This is a genomic window from Fischerella sp. JS2, from assembly GCF_032393985.1.
In the GTDB taxonomy this organism is placed as follows: Bacteria; Cyanobacteriota; Cyanobacteriia; order Cyanobacteriales; family Nostocaceae; genus Fischerella.
This window is the reverse complement of the sequence record NZ_CP135918.1, coordinates 6,439,738-6,459,225: the sequence shown is the minus strand read 5'-3', so window position 1 is coordinate 6,459,225 and position 19,488 is coordinate 6,439,738. Positions and strand designations below refer to the sequence as shown.

Sequence of the window (19,488 nt, the reverse complement as noted above, 5' to 3'; positions counted from 1 at the left end):
TTGGTTTCAAGAGATTCATTTTCTTGAGTTGATCCACATATCTATTCCCCTCTTTGAATGCAAGCGATCGCTATAATCTTTTTGTCAAAAGTCTAGTGAATCCACAGAAAAACCAAAAGTAAAGTTAACACCGTCACTGGTACACCAAAACGTAAATGCTCCCAAAAGTTTAACTTGTAACCCAACTCCGCCGCCGCTTCTACGACAATCAAGTTAGCGACTGCACCAAACAAAGTTAAATTACCTGCCAAAGTAGATGCTGCTGCTAGCAATAACCAAGATTGGGTATCATCTTTCGCAATCAGGGGATGCAGTAGTAGTACCGCAGGCACATTAGAAATTAAGTTCGACAAAATAGCTGTCACTCCCAATAGACCAGCAGCAGAGTTCACTGCATAGGTGAAGGGTTGCAGTAAATTCAGTTTTTGAGTCGCTTTACTCAATATAAATAGTCCAGAGAACATCACCAATAGATTCCAATCTACTTTTTGCAGAATGCGCTGTGGTTTAACTCGCCTAGTGATGAGTAACAGGCTAGCAGCAACTAAAGCTGACTCTGCTAGAGGTAAACCAACGGCAAAAGCGATTAACAATCCGGTGGTTATTATTAAGGTTTTGTTATATAAAGGTTTAAAGATGCGCTTTTTCCCTGTGGGTAAGTGTTCGCAGGGCACAATTGAGCGTACATTTGGGTAAAGTAAACACAGTAAAATTACTTGAATTGCTAACCCTGTTACAGCAATTGGAGTCATCACCCTCATAAAATCCAAGTAATGGATGCCTGAAAAGGAGCCAATTAGGATGTTTTGAGGATTACCGCTCAAGGTGGCGACAGAACCAATGTTTGTTGCACCTGTGATCGCTAATAAGTAGGGTATGGGATGCAATCTCAAAGCTTGAGTTAGGCTTAGGGTAAGTGGTGTAAAAATTAGCGCCAAGGTATCATTCAAAAAAAAGGCGGAAAGAATACCACTGCCAAAGGTTAAAGCGATCAAGATCCCCAAAGGACTGCGAGTAAAACGTAAAAGCAGCGACAATGCTTGAGGGAAAAATCCTGCGTAGGTTAAGTTAGCGTTCACCACCATCATGCTCAACAAAAACACTATCGTGGTGGGATCAATTGCTTGCCAAGCCTCCTGCAAATTTACTACACCCAAAGCAATTAAAAACGCAGAACCCACTAAGGCGATCGCAGCACGATTCATGCGTAAACCAGGCAGATAGCCTAATGCCAATCCTAGATAGGTCAACCCTAAAAAAATATAGATGGCAAATTTCAATATATGTGATAACATCTTTTGCTGGTTATCCTAATTCAGAATTAGGAATGCACAATTGTTGAGTCAGGGGCAAAAAGCGACAAACAGCGACCAGAAGACTTGTACCTCCAATCGGTGCGGCGTGAAAAGCATCGCAACTGATGACCAAAAAGTAATTGCTGGATGCTGGGTATTATTTAACACTAGATATATATTTAGGCAAAATTCTAGTGAGAAATTTTCTGCAAAAAAACTTCACAAATGTTACATTAATATCTGTCTAAAGACAGATGGCTTTATTAAAATTTTAACTATGTCAAGTTATTAAGAAAATATTACAATCACACTTCCGATCCCGAGGAAATTGAGATTAACTTGACGTAGTTAGAAGAGTTCTGATCAAAGTGACTACTGAAACAGCAAGTAGCATGTGTGTCGGGACAAGAATTTTCCGGGAAATGCAATTGTTACATTGTATATCTTCATCGAAGTGGTGAAGACCCTCAAGCAAAAAGAGGAGTAGATAATGAAGGTATTTGACAATACCACAAAAAAGATTTTTTTCGCTAGCTGGGTAGCACTAACTCCAACCGAAGCCAGCAATAGCAGTGCTATTCACTCACATCGTCCAGTCTCTAAGCCTGATTTTGATATTCTCCAGCCTCTACGTCGGTGGCTAGACCACGTTAAAGTTAGCGATCGCCAATTCGCACACCGCTTGTGTCATCTCATTCCTGCTCAATGTCCCTTTGAGCGCGACGTTAAGTTATTTGGTAAAACCTTATTTCACATCCCACCAATGTGTAAGCTCAACCCCTTATACGAAGAAGTCGTAAGCTTACGTTTCCGAGCGCTTTGTTATCTAGCCGATGAATGCGGCGAGGATGTTTCCCAGTATTGTTGAGGGATCGGGGATCAGGGATCGGGGATCGGGAATTGGTGTTTATTCTTTCCCTCGTCTCCCTTGTCTCCCGTGTCTCCCTTGTCTTCCCTTCCCTTGCTCACTTTTGCGGCTTTTTGTTTTGCCACTTTTCTATAGCTTGCTGAGCCTTGTTATAGGCCGATGTTCCCTCTGGCACTAAAGAAGCCGTTATAATTGCTGCTTTGGTTTCTCCTCTGGAAGCACGGCGCTTAGCCAGTTGCAGAATAATTTCGCTCCACTTATTTATAGATTTTCGAGCTTGATCGGAACCTGGTTCCCCTAGTGAAACTTTTTTAGCAACTTCGATCGCACGGTTGTAACTAGAAGCTTGTCCCGGCTGAATTAAGCCATTAGCAGCATCCAAAAGGGTTGTGTTGGCCACAAACTGCTTGGCTTGTTGACGCCACTTTTTAATTGCTGCTTGTGCTCGTGGATAATTTGGCTGATCTTGGTTAATTAACTCAGCAGCAGCTACGGCTGTGGCATACTTTCTCTGTTTGGCACGATTTTTAGCTAAGTCTAAAATCATGCCACTCCAAACTTGAATGTTTGTTTGTGCTTGTTCGTAACCTTGAGTACTAGGTTTGATTTTTTTAGCTTTAGCGATCGCCAAGCTGAGATCGCTGGCTTGATTTGGTTGCAGCGACATTTTCGCTAAGTCCGACAGCGCTTGCTTACGCTTGGCTAATTCAGATTTAGGAACAGTCGGTGGTTTTATTTGATTACTTTGTAGAGGCGGTGGAACAGTTGGCAAAATCTTGACAATCTTGTTATTCCTAGCACCATCTGGTAACACAGGCAGAATTTCTGTGTCACTGTCATCATTAGCAGTTTTAGTGGCAACTGGAGAAATCTCTACAGTTTTAAAACCTGCTTGATTGCGAAGAACAACCACTGCCAGCAAGCCAATAACCATCATCGTACTTACACCCCACCACAGTAGTGGTTTCCAAATAGAAGTGCTGGCTGTGGCTGTTTGTTTTACTTGTGAGTAGTTTGTTGTTGCTGGGGGCGAAAGTGATGAATAATTGGCAATTTCTTCCTCCATTTCCCCTACTTCCCCCACTCCATTCCAGGTAGTTGCATTTGCTGCTGATTGATGGGAATTGGAATGCAGCGAAGGTGTGGGCAGGGCAGCAGCAGCAGCAGCTAAGATTTCTTTAGAACTGAGGGCTGTTGTATATTTTACGCGATGATTTGTTTGTGATGCTGGTAAGATACCTTGTTGCCTAGAGGGAATGATAGTAACAGGGTTTTGCGTTGGACGCCAATAGTGTTGACATAGTTCTGGAGTGCGCAGACTCAAGTATCTTTCTAGATCCTCCAAAGTATTGCCGTTGCCAGAACGCAAAGCTTCCAATACTGATGCTGTAAAGAATCCATGACCGAGTTCGGTACTCTCGTGAGAAAATTGTTCTGGTTGGCAAGAAATAATAGTAGGAATTTGTAATTCTTGTGCTAATTCAATTGCTTCTTGACCAATAAGAGTATTGGCCTGACTAGCATAAGCACGGTTGATGTCAAGCAATATTAATGTGTCAAGCCTCGCAAGTTGCAGATTTTGCATTAATGCCCGCAATTCTATGCCAGTTTCTTCAATTTGAGCGGGGTTTGCTTCTATAGGCATCAGATAATCTTGTCCGTTGTGATTGATGCCATAACCACTAAAGAAAAACCACAGTCTGTCTTGGGGCTGCCAACATGCCGCAGCTAAATCTTCTAATAAAAGCAGAATGTTTTCCTTGGTGGGATAAGTAGATCTATCACCTAGAGGTGGGGAAGTGTCTGTCATTAATAGACACTGTTGTTGTAAAAAACCTGCTTCTACTACCAAGAAGTCTTTTAACGCCTCGGCATCGGCTTGAGCACATCCTAACGGTTGAAAGAATTGATATTGATTTACGCCAATAGCGATCGCCCAGTTATTTGCCATCGCACTTTCTGCCGGTTATGTTTTGCTTACTTAAAATCGCGGTTGTCTTTGCTGAAAAAACAAAGCTAACCTAGTGTTTTATTGATAGTCTGGGTGACTAAAACAATTGGGAGTTGGGAGTTCGGTGTTCACAATTCCTAATTCAGGTTGGCTTTCATTTAGATACAAAATACAAATTATGTATTTTTTCTTACTTGATTAACCGAAATTATACTGTGCTTGGATTCACCAAAAATTTTCATAGTGAGGAGTATACAGCTTATGAAGAGTTACAGTCATCAGTCATCATGCAGAATTCTCTGTGGAAATAGAATTTCTTATCAGAGACTTATTCAACTTATGCCATTAATTGCTAAGAGAATCCGGATAGCTCAGGCAGTAGTTTTGCTGGGTACTGCGGTTCCGATTTGGCTGTCAATGGGCGCGATCGCACCCGAGATTGTGCGAGCTTACACCGCCAGAGTAGACCTGTCTATTGATCGCTTACCAGAAGAAAACTACGAAACCCTACTGCAAAGAGCAGAAGCCGCTGCCAGATCTGCTGCTCAACGTAGTTTTGATCAAGATATCTTGGTAACAGATGTTTCCATATTTGTCTCCGTACAAAACAACGGAGCGATCGCACCAGTTTTAGAATTAGCAGTTACTCGCCCCCAGTGGCGCAATCGTCCCGATCCACGACGCTGGGCAAAATATTTCAAAACAGCGCGATCGCTTCTATATTTTGAAGACAACTTCTCAACCCCTGCTCCAGCAACAACGAACCAAGCTGGGAAGTAGGAGGGGGGAGGTGGGGGGAGTGTGAGGGGAGTGTGAGGGGTGTAAGGAGTGTGTAGACGCGCTTTGCGCGGCTTCCCGTAGGGTGGGGTGAGGTAATTAGTAAATAACTAACTACTAACCACTAACAACCAACAACGAATTATGCCTTGATGGCTTAGAATAATAAGGTTGTCAAAAATTGCGTTATCCGCTAGTATGGCTGTTCCAAAGAAGAAAACATCTAAATCCAAACGTGATAAGCGTCGAGCTACCTGGAGACGTAAAGCTAGCCTGGAAGCCCAAAAAGCCCTCTCCCTTGGTAAGTCGATTTTGACTGGACGCTCTACTTTTGTTTACCCATCTGCTGAAGAAGAGGAAGAAGAGGAATCGTAAGTGAAAGGATGAAGTGTGTAGACGCGCTCATAGGCTTCTCGTAGAGTAGGATGAAGGATGAAGAATGAAGAATGAAGAATGAAGTGTGAAGTATTAATTTTAATCCTTCTGCCTTCTGCCTTCTGCCTTCTGCCTTCTGCCTTACTTCATGTTGTAATCATTTCTAATGGTCGATTACCAAATACTCATATAAAAACTAAAGTGTCTTCAGAAGACCTCTTTTTCTGGTGACTTATGCGAGGAAAGTTTTTTCAAAAACCAGCGCAGGAAGAACAAGAACGGGTTCCACCCGGTCAATATTTAACTAAGGGTTTTCCTGTCTTAACCTATGGTGCTACTCCCCAAGTCAATACAGAGGAATGGGAATTCCGAGTATGGGGGTTAGCGACACCCAAGACTTTTACTTGGTCAGACTTCATGGCATTACCCCAGCATGAATTTACTGCTGACTTCCACTGTGTAACCCGTTGGTCTAAACTTGATGTCAAATGGACTGGTATTAAGGTGACAGACTTCATGAAGGAAATTGAAGTTGATCCTAAAGCAGTCCATGTGATGGAACACTGCTACGGCGGTTACACCACTAATATTTCTCTGGAAGATTTTCTCAGAGAAGAAAATTTCTTTGCTTTGAAATTATTTGGTGAACCATTACCAGCAGAACACGGTGGACCGATGCGACTAGTAGTTCCTCACCTTTATGCTTGGAAAAGCGCTAAGTGGATCAATGGCTTAGAGTTTCTCCAACATGAAGAAATGGGCTTTTGGGAACGCAATGGTTATCATCATAGAGGCGAACCTTGGGCAGAGGAGCGTTATAGTAATTTTTAAGAATGTTGAAGAAGGCAGCAGGCAGAAGGTTAAAAGTTAAATTATTTACCTATTCCCAATGCCTTATGTCCGTTTTCATTCTTTATTGGTGTACGCACCTTATGATGGCTACTTAGATAGATTCTTAAAAATTTAAGTCATCTTGTCGATTAGGGAATTTATAACGGTAAGTTAGGAGAATCACCTACTGTGTGTAGCATGGAAGGAGAACTGTAAATCAGTATTTATTGCAGACCAGTGCAAAGTCATTCCAACCCAGAATTGAATCCTAGTGTCACAGTGCATCGCGATCGCGGTTTGCACAAAGTACTTGAACGCCTGATCGGAACAATGGAACGAGACGCGTTAGTCATACAAACAACAAACCGTCTCAGAGAAACGCTTCAAGTTGATCGCGTGGTTTTGTATTACTTTTATTATCAGTGGCAAGGACAAGTAACATTTGAAGCTTTGAGTTCTGAAGAATTTTCTATTTTAGGTTCAACAGGACCTGATGATTGTTTTAATAATGAGTATGCCGCCATGTATTTGGCAGGACGGGTACGCGCAATCTCCGATATTGAATCAGAAGCAATTGCTACTTGTCATCGAGATTTTCTGCGCCAATTGCAGGTTCGTGCCAATCTGGTTGTACCAGTCTTGACTCCCAAAGGATTATGGGGACTATTAGTGGCACACCAGTGTCAAGCACCTCGTCAGTGGTTGTCATCAGATATTGAACTAATGCAAACAGAGGCGCAAGTTCTAGCAGCAGCGCCTTGTATTCAGGAGAGTTAGGAATTAGTATCCAATCAATCTTTTTAAAAAAGATAATTTACCTTTTGTGTAGGGAGCGTACCGCCATTTTAAATCCAGCCAAAAGGGATTGTGTAATACGCTTTTATAGTGAGAAAAAGTGTCAAAACTAAATTTACCATGATAACTGCCGATACCGCTATCACCTACGCCACCAAATGGTAAGGATGAAACACCAATATGCATGACTGTTTCATTGAGACACACAGTTCCTGATGAAGTTGTCTGTAATACTCTTTTTTGGAGATTTTTATTATTAGAAAATAAGTACAAAGCTAAAGCTTTGGGCAGAGAATTGATTAAAGCGATCGCTTCTGATATATCTGTGTATTCAATAATTGGTAAAATTGGGCCAAAAATTTCCTCTTGCATAATGAAATCTGCTAAGGAAACATTCTCTATTAATGTGGGAGCAATATAAAGTTGTTCTCTGTTTGTTTCTCCACCAAAAACAATATTACCTCCCTGCAAAAGATTCGTTATTTTATCAAACTGTTTTTGATTGATAATTCTGCCATAGTCAGAACTGATGGCAGGGTTATTACCATAAAATTCTTGGATACATTTTTTAATCGCAGCGATTAAATCTTCTTTAATATGAGTATGTACTAATAAATAATCTGGTGCTAAGCAAGTTTGTCCAGCATTAATAAACTTACCCCAAGTAATGCGTCTAGCAGTATGTGTAATATTAATATCTGTATTAACAATACAAGGATTTTTGCCACCTAATTCTAAGGTAACAGGTGTAAGATGTTTAGCTGCGGCTTCCATAATAATTTTAGCTACAGCAGTACCACCAGTGAAAAATATGTGATCAAACTTTTCTGCCAGTAATTTTTGACTTGTTTCCACACCTCCTTCAATAACTGTAATGTATTGTGGTTGAAAATATTTAGCGATGAGCTTAGCAATAAGACTAGATGTATGCGGAGCCAGTTCTGATGGTTTAATAATAGTACAATTTCCAGCAGCGATCGCTCCAATCAATGGTGCGATCACTAACTGAAAAGGATAGTTCCAAGTACCAATAATTAAAACGACTCCTAACGGTTCTGGATAAATTTGTGCTGAAGCAGGGAGTAGTTGCCAAGGGACTTTTGCTTTTTGAGGCTTAGTCCAATTCTTAAGATTTTTAATACAATTTTCAATTTCTTTGAAAACTAATATTATTTCCGAAGAAAAAGCCTCAAATTCTGGTTTATTTAAATCTGCTTTTAAAGCCCGACAAATTGCTGTTTCGTTTTCCTTAACTATTTGTTGTAAAAGTTTTAGTTGGTAAATACGAAAAGAGAGTGATTGAGTTTTACCCGATTGAAAAAAAATTCGTTGTTGATGAATAATTTCATTGACTGATATTTCCGGAATCATTTAATCTCTCAAATAAATATATTTTATTGATATGAATATAAATGACAAAATGTCCACATCCAAAAATTTTAGTACATTTTTGTTATAAATAGATGTATCTCATGTGAATTCACTCTTGTTGGTAACAAGTAATCTATCTGCATCCATCGGTGTGTATCGGTGTGCATCGGTGTTCGTCTTCCCAAAATTTATCGGACTATCGATCAGGAATTTAAGCTACAAAAAAATTGATGAATAACGAACACGGATGTAGACGCGCAAGCGGCTTCCCGCAGGGTACACAGATGAACACAGATAAAATTACTGTTTTACAGGCAAATTAACAATAAATATACTGCCTTTTCCTAACTCTGAACTTACTTCGATACTTCCTTTGTGTGCTTCTACTATTCGACGAGAAAGATACAGCCCTAAACCACTACCGGAACGTTTGTGACTTCCTTGGCGAAATCGTTCAAATAAAGTTGCTTGTTCTTGTGGAGGAATACCAGGGCCTGTATCTGCTATTTTGATCGTAATACTCTCATCATCAGTGGTAATTGCTACAAGAGTGATAGTGATAAAACCTTTATCGGTGAACTTGATGGCGTTACCGATCAAGTTGGTGAATAGGCGGTGTAGTTCTAAGCGATCGCCAACAATTGTACTTTTGCTAGAATCCTCATCAATATCTAAATTTATTGCAAGTTGCTTGGCTTGGGCCAAAGGAGTCAATTCGCCTGCAACTTCTTTGAGTAATTTCCCTAAATTAACTGGCTGAAACGCTAGGGTTTTACGACCTGCTTCAAAACGATATACTTCCAATAAGGTATTCACCATCGCTAGAAGGTTTGTATTGCTACGACCCATAATGGTGATCACTTCCTGCATCGGTGGTGATAAACTTCCTAGCGCACCTTCCGAAAGCAGTGTTAGCATTCTTTCTGCTGCAACTAGAGGTGTGCGTAAGTCGTGGGTGAGACGAGAAACAAAATCTTCTCTTTGGCGGGCTATTTCATCTCGTTCATCTATACTATGCTTTAATCGCAGCAGCGATCGCACTCTTGCTAATAACTCATCCACTGTTACAGGTTTACGGATAAAATCATCAGCGCCTAAATCTAAACCTTGGGCGACATTGGGTGAATCGTGGGCAGTGATCAGTAAAATTGGGATAAATGGCAAACTCTTATTTTCTCTCATCCGCTTAGTTACTTCATAACCATCCATCCCTGGCATCATCAGATCTAGCAACACTAAATCAAAAGTAGCCTCAGCAATTTTTGCCAATGCAGAAACACCATTTTCTGCTGTATAAACTGTGTAGCCTTCTTCTTCCAATATGGTTTTGATTAAAAACACGTTATCGGGTGAATCATCGACTACCAGGATATTGTCTGAGTTAGAAGATTGTGTAATCATTGACCTTTAGGAATTTTAGTAATGTTTAATTAATATTTAATTGATTAGTATTAATGATATTTATATATACTACTTTTTTCTTACTTACTCTCTGATTCCTTTCATTTGTCATTCATAAAATTATTTGGCGAATGAATCATTAAAAATACAAATATTTTCGTATGCTGATGAAAGAAATTAGCATAAATCAAGCTGATAATGTCAAAAATACTAATAACTGTTTGTTTCTCAAGCAATAAACAACAATCATCTATGCTCACATCAAATTATATTTTGTCACGTCTATCTATTTATAACAGATGAAGAGAAAACAAAACACCACAAACTAATATAATGTCATGTAGGTGGTAGTTTACCAGTTAATTGTCCCACCTATATGAACTGGCAGCAGACCAAGATTTATATACAGCTTTGAGAGCAAGAGAATTTTGCTGTCCATAAATTTGCATCCAAACGGTTTATTTTTACTTGACTAGGAGTAGCCACTTACTCAAATTTAATAAAAGCTATAAATTGCACACTTTTTAATATTTGTAAAACAATTGAGCGGAATGATTTTAAATCGTATAACGCTGAAGCATTAGCTCAAGGATTTGTTGGGTAAGTTAGCAATCCTCATGCAATGCTGAAGTTAATTTTAGCTTAGATTGGTGATCAATCTTGTTCTGACTCCAACTGGATTCTTAATAGCAGCAAGTTGCGATCTAACAACATCATCTTGTAATTGAACGACAGCAAGTAGTGATCTAATGACAGCGATCGCATACCCAGAAAATGGATAAAATCAACTTGAAAAGTAATAAAATAGACCTCTTGCAAAAGTTGAATAAACCCCCCTCAATCCCCCGTGAACGGAGGGAAGATTTTGTTGCCTAAGTGAAATCGCTTAAGGTTAGGGTGGGGTAAAAATATTTTTGCAAAAGGTCTAATATGTACCTAAATCAGGTTTTTAGGGGTAAAAATAATCAAAGCGATCGCATTTATCTTGGCAGCCGTTAAGAAAATAGAGAGGTTTAGTTAAAGGGGAAGCAGACAGAATCCTTACCAACAAGGCCTGACAGCAATTGGTGTGGTGTTTTCCCAGGTAACTGATAACTGATAACTGCTAACTGTTAAAGACTCTGGCAAAAGATGAGACTTGTCCTATATTTATGTAGTATTTTTGGTGAAAGCCTGTCTTTATCCATAACATTACTCCAATGAAACAGATCCTCTGCCAATTATTGAATTGGAAAAAATATATCCAATGGATAATGTCAAAATCAGAAGGATTTAGAATTTCTGCCTTCTGGAGGCAGCGCGTTGCGGGGGTTCCCCCCATTGTAGCGACTGCCGTCCTTCTGCTGATGGTTTCTGCATTTTTTGCTACACCAGCTTTTGCTACAGGTGTATATGAAATGCCCAAATTTACACCCAATACTTGGGTTGTAGACCAAGCTGAAGTCCTTAGTCGTATTAATGAAGGCAAAATTAGTAGTGCCTTAGAGGATTTAGCGAAGCAAACTGGGAATGAAGTTAGATTTGTTACAGTACGTCGATTAGATTATGGTGAAACCCCAGAAAGTTTTACGAAAGCATTATTTGAAAAATGGTTTCCGACAACAGAAGCACAAGCCAATCAAACTTTATTAATGATTGATACCGTTACTAACGGTGCTGCCATTGTCAGTGGCGATCGCGTCAAGTCTTTACTTACAGACGAAATTGCCAAAAGTGTGACAGATGAAACCCTAATGGCACCTCTACGAGAAGGTGACAAATATAATCAAGCATTTTTAGATGCTAGCGATCGCTTAGTAGCTGTACTTTCTGGTGAACCTGATCCTGGTCCACCCCAAATAGTGGAAAAAGTACAGGTAGAAGGCACCTTTGGGAAAACAGAAGAAGCCGACAAAGGCAATGCGATCGCCTGGATAGTGGGACTTTTAATTGCTGCCACTGTCATCCCAATGGCGACTTATTACATTTACCTAGCTATTCAACCATCATCTTCTGATGGTAATGGTTAGTGGTTAGTGGTTAGTGGTTAGTGGTTAGTGGTGATGAACTACTATCTACTAACTACTAACTATTAACAAATTCCAACTAATCTTGAACATACTCTTGCCCTGTCACCAAAGCAATCTCAGCACGAACAAATTCTCGACCTAAATAAGCTGCATGGTTTAGCTGAGTTACGGGACAGGGCTTTGTTTGTTCAAATATTTGCACACATAATTCTTTTGCTGTCCTCCCTGCAAATACCGTTGTGTGAGTTCGTTCTACTTTTCCTCGTGCCGGAATTACTTTTCCCGTTTCTGGATCTACTGCTAAACCATGCTCATCAATTACATTAGTGAAATGCTTGGCACAAATCAGCCCTGTTTCTCGCTCTAAGTAAATAATGAAATATCCACCGGGATCAAGATCAATATGACGCTGAGAAAGTTTATCATCTATTTGCGTTATATCTTCCAATTTCAAACCCATACGTATCGTAAAACTAAACTTGACTCAGGGATTTTTTACCCTTTCTCAAGTTTAGTTCTTATCTTCCTCTAAGTAGTCTGTTACAGGAGAATTTTAGGCTTCAATTATATTTTTGAGAAAATGGTAATTCTGCATTGATTGCTTCAATTTCTTCTTGTTCGAGTTCATTTACTTCAGTAATGTAAGAAGACAAAATTTGTCGCAAACGATTGTTGTAAAAACGATGCAAACTATAGTTAGGCATTGCTGGAAAACCACGGCGTTTTTTGTGGCGTCCGCCTGCACCAGGATCAAAAATTTGGATACCGTTAGCGATCGCCCATTCAATCGGGGCATAATAACAAGCATTAAAATGTAAACAATCTATTTCTTCAAAGCTACCCCAGTAGCGCCCATACATCCTATCGCCCTTGAATAAACAAAAAGACATCCCTATTGGTTGACGCTGATTGTGTTCGTTATATGCAGCGAAAAATAAAACGCGATCGCGATAATTATCGTATAGCTGCTCAAAAAATCGCTTGGTTAGATATTTACTACCCCACCAGCCAAATTTATCGCAAGTATCTGCATAAAACTCGTACATTAACCCAAATAAAGACTTGGGAATTTCCTCCCCACACAAGGGTTGCAGTTGCAAACCAGCCTTTTCTACCGCTTTGCGTTCTCGCTTGATATTGCGGCGCTGGTTAGCGTTAAATACTGCTAGATAATCATCAAAAGTTTGAAAGCTAAGATTCTCCCAAATATAGCTATGATGCAGCCAAGCAGTAAAACCGCAGCGTTCTAAAACAGGACGCCATTGGGGATCTACATAGAGAAAATGGCAACCACAAATACGGTGTTTTGAGCAAAAAGCATCAATTTCATGCACCATGGTTGCTGTAATCTCATCTTCATCTTCCCCAGGCGCGATTAAAAATCGATAGCCTTCAGCAGGGGTAAACGGTGACATGCCCAACATTTTTGGGTAATATTCTACACCTATACGTTGCGCCAAATCAGCCCATTGGTGATCAAACACAAATTCGCCATAACTGTGTCCTTTCAGGTAAAGTGGAGCAGCTGCAATAAGTGTTCTGTCTCGCCACAAGGTGAGGTGATTAGGCAACCAACCTGTTTTAGCTGTAGCGCTACCTGAAGTTTCCAAATTGTTCAGCCAGTTCCACTCTAAAAACGGGGTTGTCAGTGGTAGTGCCAAAGCATCCCAGATCGTTTGGGGAACTTCGGCAATTTTATTTATCCAAGCAACAGAGTAGCGAGGCTTGAGTTGTTCCACCATCGTGGGCTTCCGATACAAAAGTTAATGATTATTTTACCTATTATGGTGGGGGATTGGGGAATGGGGAGTGTGAGGGGTGTAAGGAGTGTGTAGACGCGCCTTCTTCGGCTTAAGGCAGGGTGGAGTGTGGGAATAACCACTAACCACTAACTACCAACCACTAACCAATAACCACTAACTACTAATGTACAGACGCGATGTTCCTCGCGTCTCTACCCAATAACTACTAACTACTAACTACTAACCACTAACAACCAACAACCAACTATCAACCATTAACTAACGAACAATTTGATAGTGAAGAAAAACTTCTTGTCCTACAGTATTAACTTCTAGAAGTTGTAACTGGGGAGCTAATTTTGGTAAAAATCCTTTGCCTCCTACTGGTGTCGGCGCAGCAGTACCGCCTAAAATCAAGGGACAAATAGTCAGCCACAGTTCATCTATTAAATCTAATTCCAGCATAGAGGCGACTAATTCACCACCACCTAGTATTGCTAATCGTGCTACACCTAATTTTGTTAGATGCTCTAGGGCTGCTGCAATGTCAATTTTTCCCTCTTCTGTTTCAAATACCAAAATCTGCTCAAATTCAGGTCGTTGATGCCAAAAAACCGCCCCCGTGGTTGTAGTAAGCAACCAACGTTTCACCGACTGCTGAAAAAAACGAATTTCCGGATTTAGGTTGGCAGTGTGTGTAATTACTATGTGTACTGGTTGAAGGGGTTTACCCCCTTGTGTTCGATTTTGCAACAGTTGTGGATTCGTTACTGTCAGTGTTGCGCCGTAAGCGCGGAGAGTATCAGCACCAAATAAGACTGCATCTGCAGCAGCGATTTTGCTTTCTAAATGTGCTTTATCGCTATTGGAGCCAAAGCGAGCAGGCGATCGCATAACATCAGCTATCTTGCCATCTGCACTCATGGCTAAAACTACCGTAGTATAAGGACGATATTTTATCATTAATTTTTTTGTATATTTTTTCTCTAATATTTTTGACTTTAGATTCTCAAAAATAATGATACTGATACATTCCTGTTTACAACTAATTTCACTACTTTATTTGCATCAAATTAAAGTTGCAATCACAACTAGTTGTTTTCAGTGTTTGTGTAAAATATATTTTTTTGCTATCCAGCCAAATGATGGTTTAAAATTTTTGGCAACAACCAATATTCATTGCTTAATAATATTAGTTAATCTAATTGCATTTGGTTGCTGTTGTGGTTTGCAAATGCCAAGTGAGAGTGCCGATGGCTAAGCAGCGTCAATCCTCCTTTAGAAGGATTTTAGTATCAAAGATTTTGCTCCTGTCTGTTCCAGTGTTATTGATAGGTGAAATAGTCGCTTATCAAAAAGCACGTTATAGCCTGCTAGAAACTGCCCGTCAAAATTTAACAGCAAGTGCCGTTCTCAAGGGAGAAAAGATTGCAGATACATTCGCTGCTTTAAAAGCAAATTTACTCAGTGCTACTAAAACCCAGGTAATTCAATCAGGTACACTTCCCAAAATAGAAGAGTTTTTAAATCAGCTAGCACAACAGCAACCACGGCAAATTGAATGCATACAGTTAGTAGATTCTAATAGCGATACAATTAGTGCTAGTACGTGCGGCAAAGAGCCAATTATTCAATCCAATTCTTCTTTTTCTGATCACGAATTAGAAGTGAAGTTATTACCACCACAATTAAACACTACCGGAAATAAAGATGAACAAAGTAAACTAAAGTTACTACTATCAGCACCCGTTTATGATATTGCTGGTCAATGGCGCTACAATTTAGTCTTCAAATCAACAGTTCTACGTGAAAAAATCAAAAATAAACCTGGCTTACTGACAGGTTCAACAGTAGTTATTGCCGAAAATGGAATAATTTTAGCACATCCAATCGCTAGTCGAATTGGTACTAATATTGCCCAGCATATAGATGCTTCACGTCTACAAATGATTGTGAAAAATGCCATTGCTGGTAAGCAAGATACTCTGCATTTATTCTTTGATAAAGAAGGAGAAGAATTACTCGCTGGTTACACTGCGATTGATAGTCCAATCATCCAAGGAAAACAGCAAAAGTGGGTGATTTTAGCAGTTACTAGCCTGGACAATGCTTTATATGATTTAGGACAAATCAAACTAATTTTGATTGTTTTGACAGTAGGCTTAATTGGTGCTAGCGTTTTGGCAGCTTTATATCTAGCTCGTTGCTTGGCTCTTCCTGTGGAAGAATTGCGCGACTATGCTCTTAATCTCCACAGTCACCACACTACAGCACCAGTGCCGCGCAACTTAAAAATCCGAGAGTTCAATCAACTGGCCCAAGCCCTGGATCAGATGCTAGAACGTCTCAAAGCTTGGGCAGAAGAAGTAGAAATAGCTTGGAAAGAAGCAAAAACCGCTAACCAGAGTAAAAGTCAGTTTCTGGCGGCAACTTCTCATGAATTGAGAAATCCATTACACATTATTATTAATTGTATTCGCTTAGTTCGAGATGACTTGTGTGATGACCGAGAAGAAGAACTCGAATTCCTCAAGCGTGCTGATGACACAGCAATTCACTTACTAGGTATTATTAATGAATTGCTTGATATTTCCAAAATAGAAGCTGGTAAACTCTCTGTATCTTTAGAACCAATTGACCTGCAAAAATTACTTAAAGAGGTCATCAATTTGCAATCTGTGAATATTCAACAAAAAGGCTTACAGTTAAATATTCCTCAACAGATGAGCGAGTTGATCTTGGTGAATGCTGATTCAGCCAAACTGAAGCAGGTAATAATTAATATTATCGGTAATGCTACTAAATTCACTGATGAGGGCAGCATCACAATCACAACAGAAATTCAACAAATTGATGGTAAATCCCAGGTGATTGTTACTGTTCAAGATACAGGTGTGGGCATTGATCCCGCCCAGCAACAAAAGCTATTTCGCCCGTTTGTTATGGTAGATGATGGTACTACACGCAAATTTGGCGGTACAGGACTGGGACTAGCTATTTCACGCAACTTAATTGAACTGATGGGAGGTAGGATCACCCTCGAAAGTAGAGGTATCAATCAGGGTACAACAGTGAGCATTATTTTACCTTTGATAGATACCCACCAGGAGGACAGAGAAGATGATACCAAGTTGCATTCAAAAATAGTAACTGAGGTATCGGAAGATGGGGAGTTTCCCGATGGGGAGAGAATTTCACCCCATCACCCCATTGCCCAAAGTGTTACGCTTGATCGCAACTTGGTATGAGGAGAGTAGAACAATTAAACTCTCTTAGCCAAAAACCAGAACTCAGTCCTGATTTGTGTTCAGTACAATAAGTTTGCCATCCTGGTTAAGTGATTCTGTTAAGGCAGCGAGAATATTGACTAACTGCGTTCCTACCCAACCAGATGAAACCACGCAAGGAGTATTGTTGTGGACGCAATGAATAAAGCGATCGCATACTCGTTTTAATGGTTCATTTTTTTCGATTTGCAGCACTTGTTGGCTTTGATTGACAGGAATAAAATGATTGCTTTGCATTTCTAGTTCGCCATGTAGCAGGGTTAAAGGTGATGCAGCTGACATTTCATCAAAAATTAAACTCCCCCGACTACCTACAACTACTAAACGTCGCTGCTTATCAGAATTGAGCCAACATAAATGAATGTAAGCTTGAAAACCATTAGGATAGGTTAGTGTCACCCAAACTAAGTCTGCTAAACCTGATGGGGTGATGGGGTGTAGACGCGCTTTACTCGGCTTCCCGTAGGGTAGGGGTGATGGGGAAGACAAGGAAGAGGGGGAAGACAAGGAACAAAGATCACCTCTTTGTCCCCCATGTCCCCTCTGTAGCCACACTTTACCTAATGCTTGGACACTCACTGGTTGTTGACCTAACCAAGTATTGAATATAGCAATATCGTGAATTGCTAAGTCCCATAGGGCATCAACATCTTGACGGACTGGCCCCAAGTGGGTACGGCAAGCATAGCCATAGCGCAAATCCCCTAATTCTCCTTCCTGAACAACAACTTGCCCTCTTTCCACTGCTGGATGAAATAGATAGGTGTGGTCAACCATGAGTTGCCGTTGCCGTTTTTGGGCTAGCTGACAGAGTTCATGACATTCCCTTAGGTTTAAAGTTAAAGGTTTCTCTGCTAAAACATGGTATCCCCAATCTAAAGCGTCAGTAATTAGGGAATAATGTGTGCTAGCAGGAGTAGCTATTACAACTGCATCTAAATCTGTTATTTGCTTAATTTTTTGCCATTCGGTGATTAATAATACATTTTCTTCTGTTGTTTTACTTAAAAAATATTGACGTTGTACCGTTGCCAAACGCTCTGAATTGGGGTCTACCACTGCTGCAACCCTAACCTGGGGATGTTCTAGAAAATTTCGCAGCAAATGCACGCCCCAACGTCCTACTCCAACAACAGCGATTTTAATTTGATTAGTCATTAGTCAAGTGTCAAAAGTCAAGAGTAGAGACGCGAACTTTCAAGAAACAAGGCAGAGGGTAGAAGGAAAGAGGATTTGACGGATTCGCCTTGTTTCTTAAGAACGAAGAAGATCGCGCCTCTACTCAATCGTGTGTAGTCTATATAACTATCGTCAATTGTGAAAAACCCTGGAATTTGGAATTTTGCTTGGAATTAACTCAGTGGTTTTCCTGGGTACTTAAGGTTAAAAAAGCAATTTTTGCTGCTGCTTGTTCGGCAGCTTTAATGGAACGGCCCTTGCCTTCACCAAGTTTTTGTCCGTGCAGCCACACTTGGGCAATGAAACGCTCTTGATTATTATGAGGCTGACTTATTTCTACAACTCGATATTCTGGTAAGACCTTAAACTGGGCTTGAGTCCATTCTTGGAGAGCAGCTTTGTAATTTAATCTGGCTGGATCGAGGCGAATTTCTGCTGCTAGTTCTTTGAAGTGAGAGTCTAACCAAGGACGAATCAAATCTAGATTGTTAGTGCTGAGATAAAGCGCTCCTAAAACTGCTTCAAAAGCATCTGCTAATCTTGACTGTTGACCAGCTTTGTCAGCAGTAGCACTGCCAGCCACAAGTAAATATAGTTCAAAACCGTAAGAGCGTGCTAGTTGAGCCAAAATGCGATCGCTTACTAATACCGAACGAATTGCCGCAAAATCTCCCACCGGACAATTTGGATAGTTTTCCCACAACACAATTGCTGCCACCAACCGCACCACAGCATCACCAACAAATTCCAGATGTTCATAGTTTGCTGACTCAGATACGGTTGGATGAGTCAGTGCTAAGTCCAGCAGTTGCCATTTAATTGGTGCTTCTACTGCTAAACCTAATTTTCTGACTAGACTTTCAAGTTGTCGTTGTCGGCGTGGATAAGCGAGGGTCATCCGATTTTAGATTTTGGATTTTAGATTTTGCGAAAAGGCGCAGCGTCCCGAAGGGAACCTCAAAGCTTTTCAAAACGGATTAGGTTTGATAACCCTTGAAACTTTTATCAATAGGTGTTTTTAAGTAATATACCTGTTTTTTATATAAATAACGTACAAAGAACACTGAATGTAATAGTAAAGTTACATGTATATTACAAAAAAACTAGTACAAATAACATACAACTTTAGTTTATACGGTCTTTAAAACATATAGCTTTTTGAGTATCCAGATATAAAATACAAATTGCCCCTTGATAACATAATGATTGGCTGTTGATTTATGTTGACAGATTTGGGGACTACTAAGTTATCAGCCGAATAGTCCACAATTATTTTATATATTGGTTAACCAGCTAATAAGTCAATAATTATGTAGTTATATTAATGGCACGTAAAGGCGGTAATCCTGATTTAAAAAATTATGGTTTCACTCCTAAAGGGGATGAACCATTAAATAAAATGCTTGCGGTTAAAGTGACGGAAACAATGTTTAACAAAGTAAAAAGCTTGCCGAACTCCGCTGAGTTTATGAGGCAAGCGATTCAGGAAGCATTAGATAAACTTGAGAAACAGTAAAATTAACGCCCTAACTGTTTATAGATTGTTTACATTAACTATCCTACAAAATTGTACAAAAAAAGAATGGAATGTAGCTTATAGTTGCTAT

Annotated in this window: 18 protein-coding genes; 8 read left to right on the top strand and 10 right to left on the bottom strand. The window is 40.0% G+C overall.

From position 1 onward, the window contains the following. Positions 1 to 92: 92 nt before the first annotated feature. Positions 93 to 1,295 (bottom strand): anion transporter, encoded by a 1,203-nt coding sequence (locus RS893_RS27690; protein WP_315788793.1) that lies wholly within the window; start codon positions 1,293 to 1,295, stop codon positions 93 to 95. A 490-nt stretch (positions 1,296 to 1,785) separates the two neighbouring features. On the opposite strand from RS893_RS27690, the gene RS893_RS27685 reads away from it, so the two are divergent. After that, positions 1,786 to 2,163, top strand: a complete 378-nt coding sequence (locus RS893_RS27685; RefSeq protein ID WP_315788792.1) for a Mo-dependent nitrogenase C-terminal domain-containing protein — start codon at positions 1,786 to 1,788, stop codon at positions 2,161 to 2,163. A gap of 97 nt (positions 2,164 to 2,260) precedes the next feature. Here the strand turns inward: RS893_RS27685 and RS893_RS27680 are convergent, their stop codons facing one another. Continuing rightward, positions 2,261 to 4,114 (bottom strand): caspase family protein, encoded by a 1,854-nt coding sequence (locus RS893_RS27680; RefSeq protein ID WP_315788791.1) that lies wholly within the window; start codon positions 4,112 to 4,114, stop codon positions 2,261 to 2,263. Positions 4,115 to 4,453: 339 nt separating this feature from the next. On the opposite strand from RS893_RS27680, the gene RS893_RS27675 reads away from it, so the two are divergent. The 4 genes from RS893_RS27675 to RS893_RS27660 all read left to right on the top strand — a co-directional run bounded on the left by RS893_RS27675 (position 4,454) and on the right by RS893_RS27660 (position 6,874). Beyond that, entirely contained in the window at positions 4,454 to 4,894 is a 441-nt protein-coding gene (locus tag RS893_RS27675) for a hypothetical protein (RefSeq protein WP_315788790.1), read from the top strand. Between the two features lie 195 nt (positions 4,895 to 5,089). Continuing rightward, entirely contained in the window at positions 5,090 to 5,266 is a 177-nt protein-coding gene (rpmF, locus tag RS893_RS27670) for a 50S ribosomal protein L32 (protein WP_009457986.1), read from the top strand. A gap of 234 nt (positions 5,267 to 5,500) precedes the next feature. Next, entirely contained in the window at positions 5,501 to 6,097 is a 597-nt protein-coding gene (locus RS893_RS27665) for a sulfite oxidase-like oxidoreductase (RefSeq protein WP_315788789.1), read from the top strand. Positions 6,098 to 6,334: 237 nt separating this feature from the next. Continuing rightward, positions 6,335 to 6,874 (top strand): GAF domain-containing protein, encoded by a 540-nt coding sequence (locus tag RS893_RS27660; RefSeq protein WP_315788788.1) that lies wholly within the window; start codon positions 6,335 to 6,337, stop codon positions 6,872 to 6,874. A gap of 3 nt (positions 6,875 to 6,877) precedes the next feature. On the opposite strand, the gene RS893_RS27655 is transcribed toward RS893_RS27660, so the two are convergent. From RS893_RS27655 to RS893_RS27645, 3 genes are all read right to left on the bottom strand, one after another. Further along, entirely contained in the window at positions 6,878 to 8,263 is a 1,386-nt protein-coding gene (locus tag RS893_RS27655; RefSeq protein ID WP_315788787.1) for an aldehyde dehydrogenase, read from the bottom strand. A gap of 300 nt (positions 8,264 to 8,563) precedes the next feature. Continuing rightward, entirely contained in the window at positions 8,564 to 9,664 is a 1,101-nt protein-coding gene (locus tag RS893_RS27650; RefSeq protein ID WP_315788786.1) for a hybrid sensor histidine kinase/response regulator, read from the bottom strand. A gap of 654 nt (positions 9,665 to 10,318) precedes the next feature. Next, the gene (locus tag RS893_RS27645) at positions 10,319 to 10,483 is read right to left on the bottom strand and encodes a hypothetical protein (protein WP_315788785.1); all 165 of its coding nucleotides are present in this window, start codon (positions 10,481 to 10,483) and stop codon (positions 10,319 to 10,321) included. 434 nt (positions 10,484 to 10,917) lie between these two features. Between RS893_RS27645 and psb32 the strand changes: the two genes are divergently transcribed. Continuing rightward, a complete protein-coding gene (gene psb32 / locus RS893_RS27640) occupies positions 10,918 to 11,673 on the top strand; it encodes a photosystem II repair protein Psb32 (RefSeq protein ID WP_396336391.1) in 756 nt (251 codons plus the stop codon). Positions 11,674 to 11,749: 76 nt separating this feature from the next. Here the strand turns inward: psb32 and RS893_RS27635 are convergent, their stop codons facing one another. The 3 genes from RS893_RS27635 to RS893_RS27625 all read right to left on the bottom strand — a co-directional run bounded on the left by RS893_RS27635 (position 11,750) and on the right by RS893_RS27625 (position 14,378). Beyond that, a complete protein-coding gene (locus tag RS893_RS27635) occupies positions 11,750 to 12,133 on the bottom strand; it encodes a DUF4346 domain-containing protein (protein ID WP_315788783.1) in 384 nt (127 codons plus the stop codon). Positions 12,134 to 12,233: 100 nt separating this feature from the next. Further along, positions 12,234 to 13,415, bottom strand: a complete 1,182-nt coding sequence (locus RS893_RS27630) for a GNAT family N-acetyltransferase (protein ID WP_315788782.1) — start codon at positions 13,413 to 13,415, stop codon at positions 12,234 to 12,236. 279 nt (positions 13,416 to 13,694) lie between these two features. Then, entirely contained in the window at positions 13,695 to 14,378 is a 684-nt protein-coding gene (locus RS893_RS27625; protein WP_315788781.1) for a RibD family protein, read from the bottom strand. A gap of 290 nt (positions 14,379 to 14,668) precedes the next feature. Between RS893_RS27625 and RS893_RS27620 the strand changes: the two genes are divergently transcribed. Further along, positions 14,669 to 16,663 (top strand): sensor histidine kinase, encoded by a 1,995-nt coding sequence (locus tag RS893_RS27620; protein WP_315788780.1) that lies wholly within the window; start codon positions 14,669 to 14,671, stop codon positions 16,661 to 16,663. A gap of 42 nt (positions 16,664 to 16,705) precedes the next feature. On the opposite strand, the gene RS893_RS27615 is transcribed toward RS893_RS27620, so the two are convergent. After that, entirely contained in the window at positions 16,706 to 17,860 is a 1,155-nt protein-coding gene (locus RS893_RS27615) for a Gfo/Idh/MocA family oxidoreductase (RefSeq protein WP_315788779.1), read from the bottom strand. A 199-nt stretch (positions 17,861 to 18,059) separates the two neighbouring features. Beyond that, the gene (gene rnc / locus RS893_RS27610) at positions 18,060 to 18,779 is read right to left on the bottom strand and encodes a ribonuclease III (protein WP_315788778.1); all 720 of its coding nucleotides are present in this window, start codon (positions 18,777 to 18,779) and stop codon (positions 18,060 to 18,062) included. A 426-nt stretch (positions 18,780 to 19,205) separates the two neighbouring features. Between rnc and RS893_RS27605 the strand changes: the two genes are divergently transcribed. Next, positions 19,206 to 19,397, top strand: coding sequence for a hypothetical protein (locus tag RS893_RS27605; protein ID WP_315788777.1), 192 nt, complete (start codon positions 19,206 to 19,208; stop codon positions 19,395 to 19,397). Positions 19,398 to 19,488 lie beyond the last annotated feature (91 nt).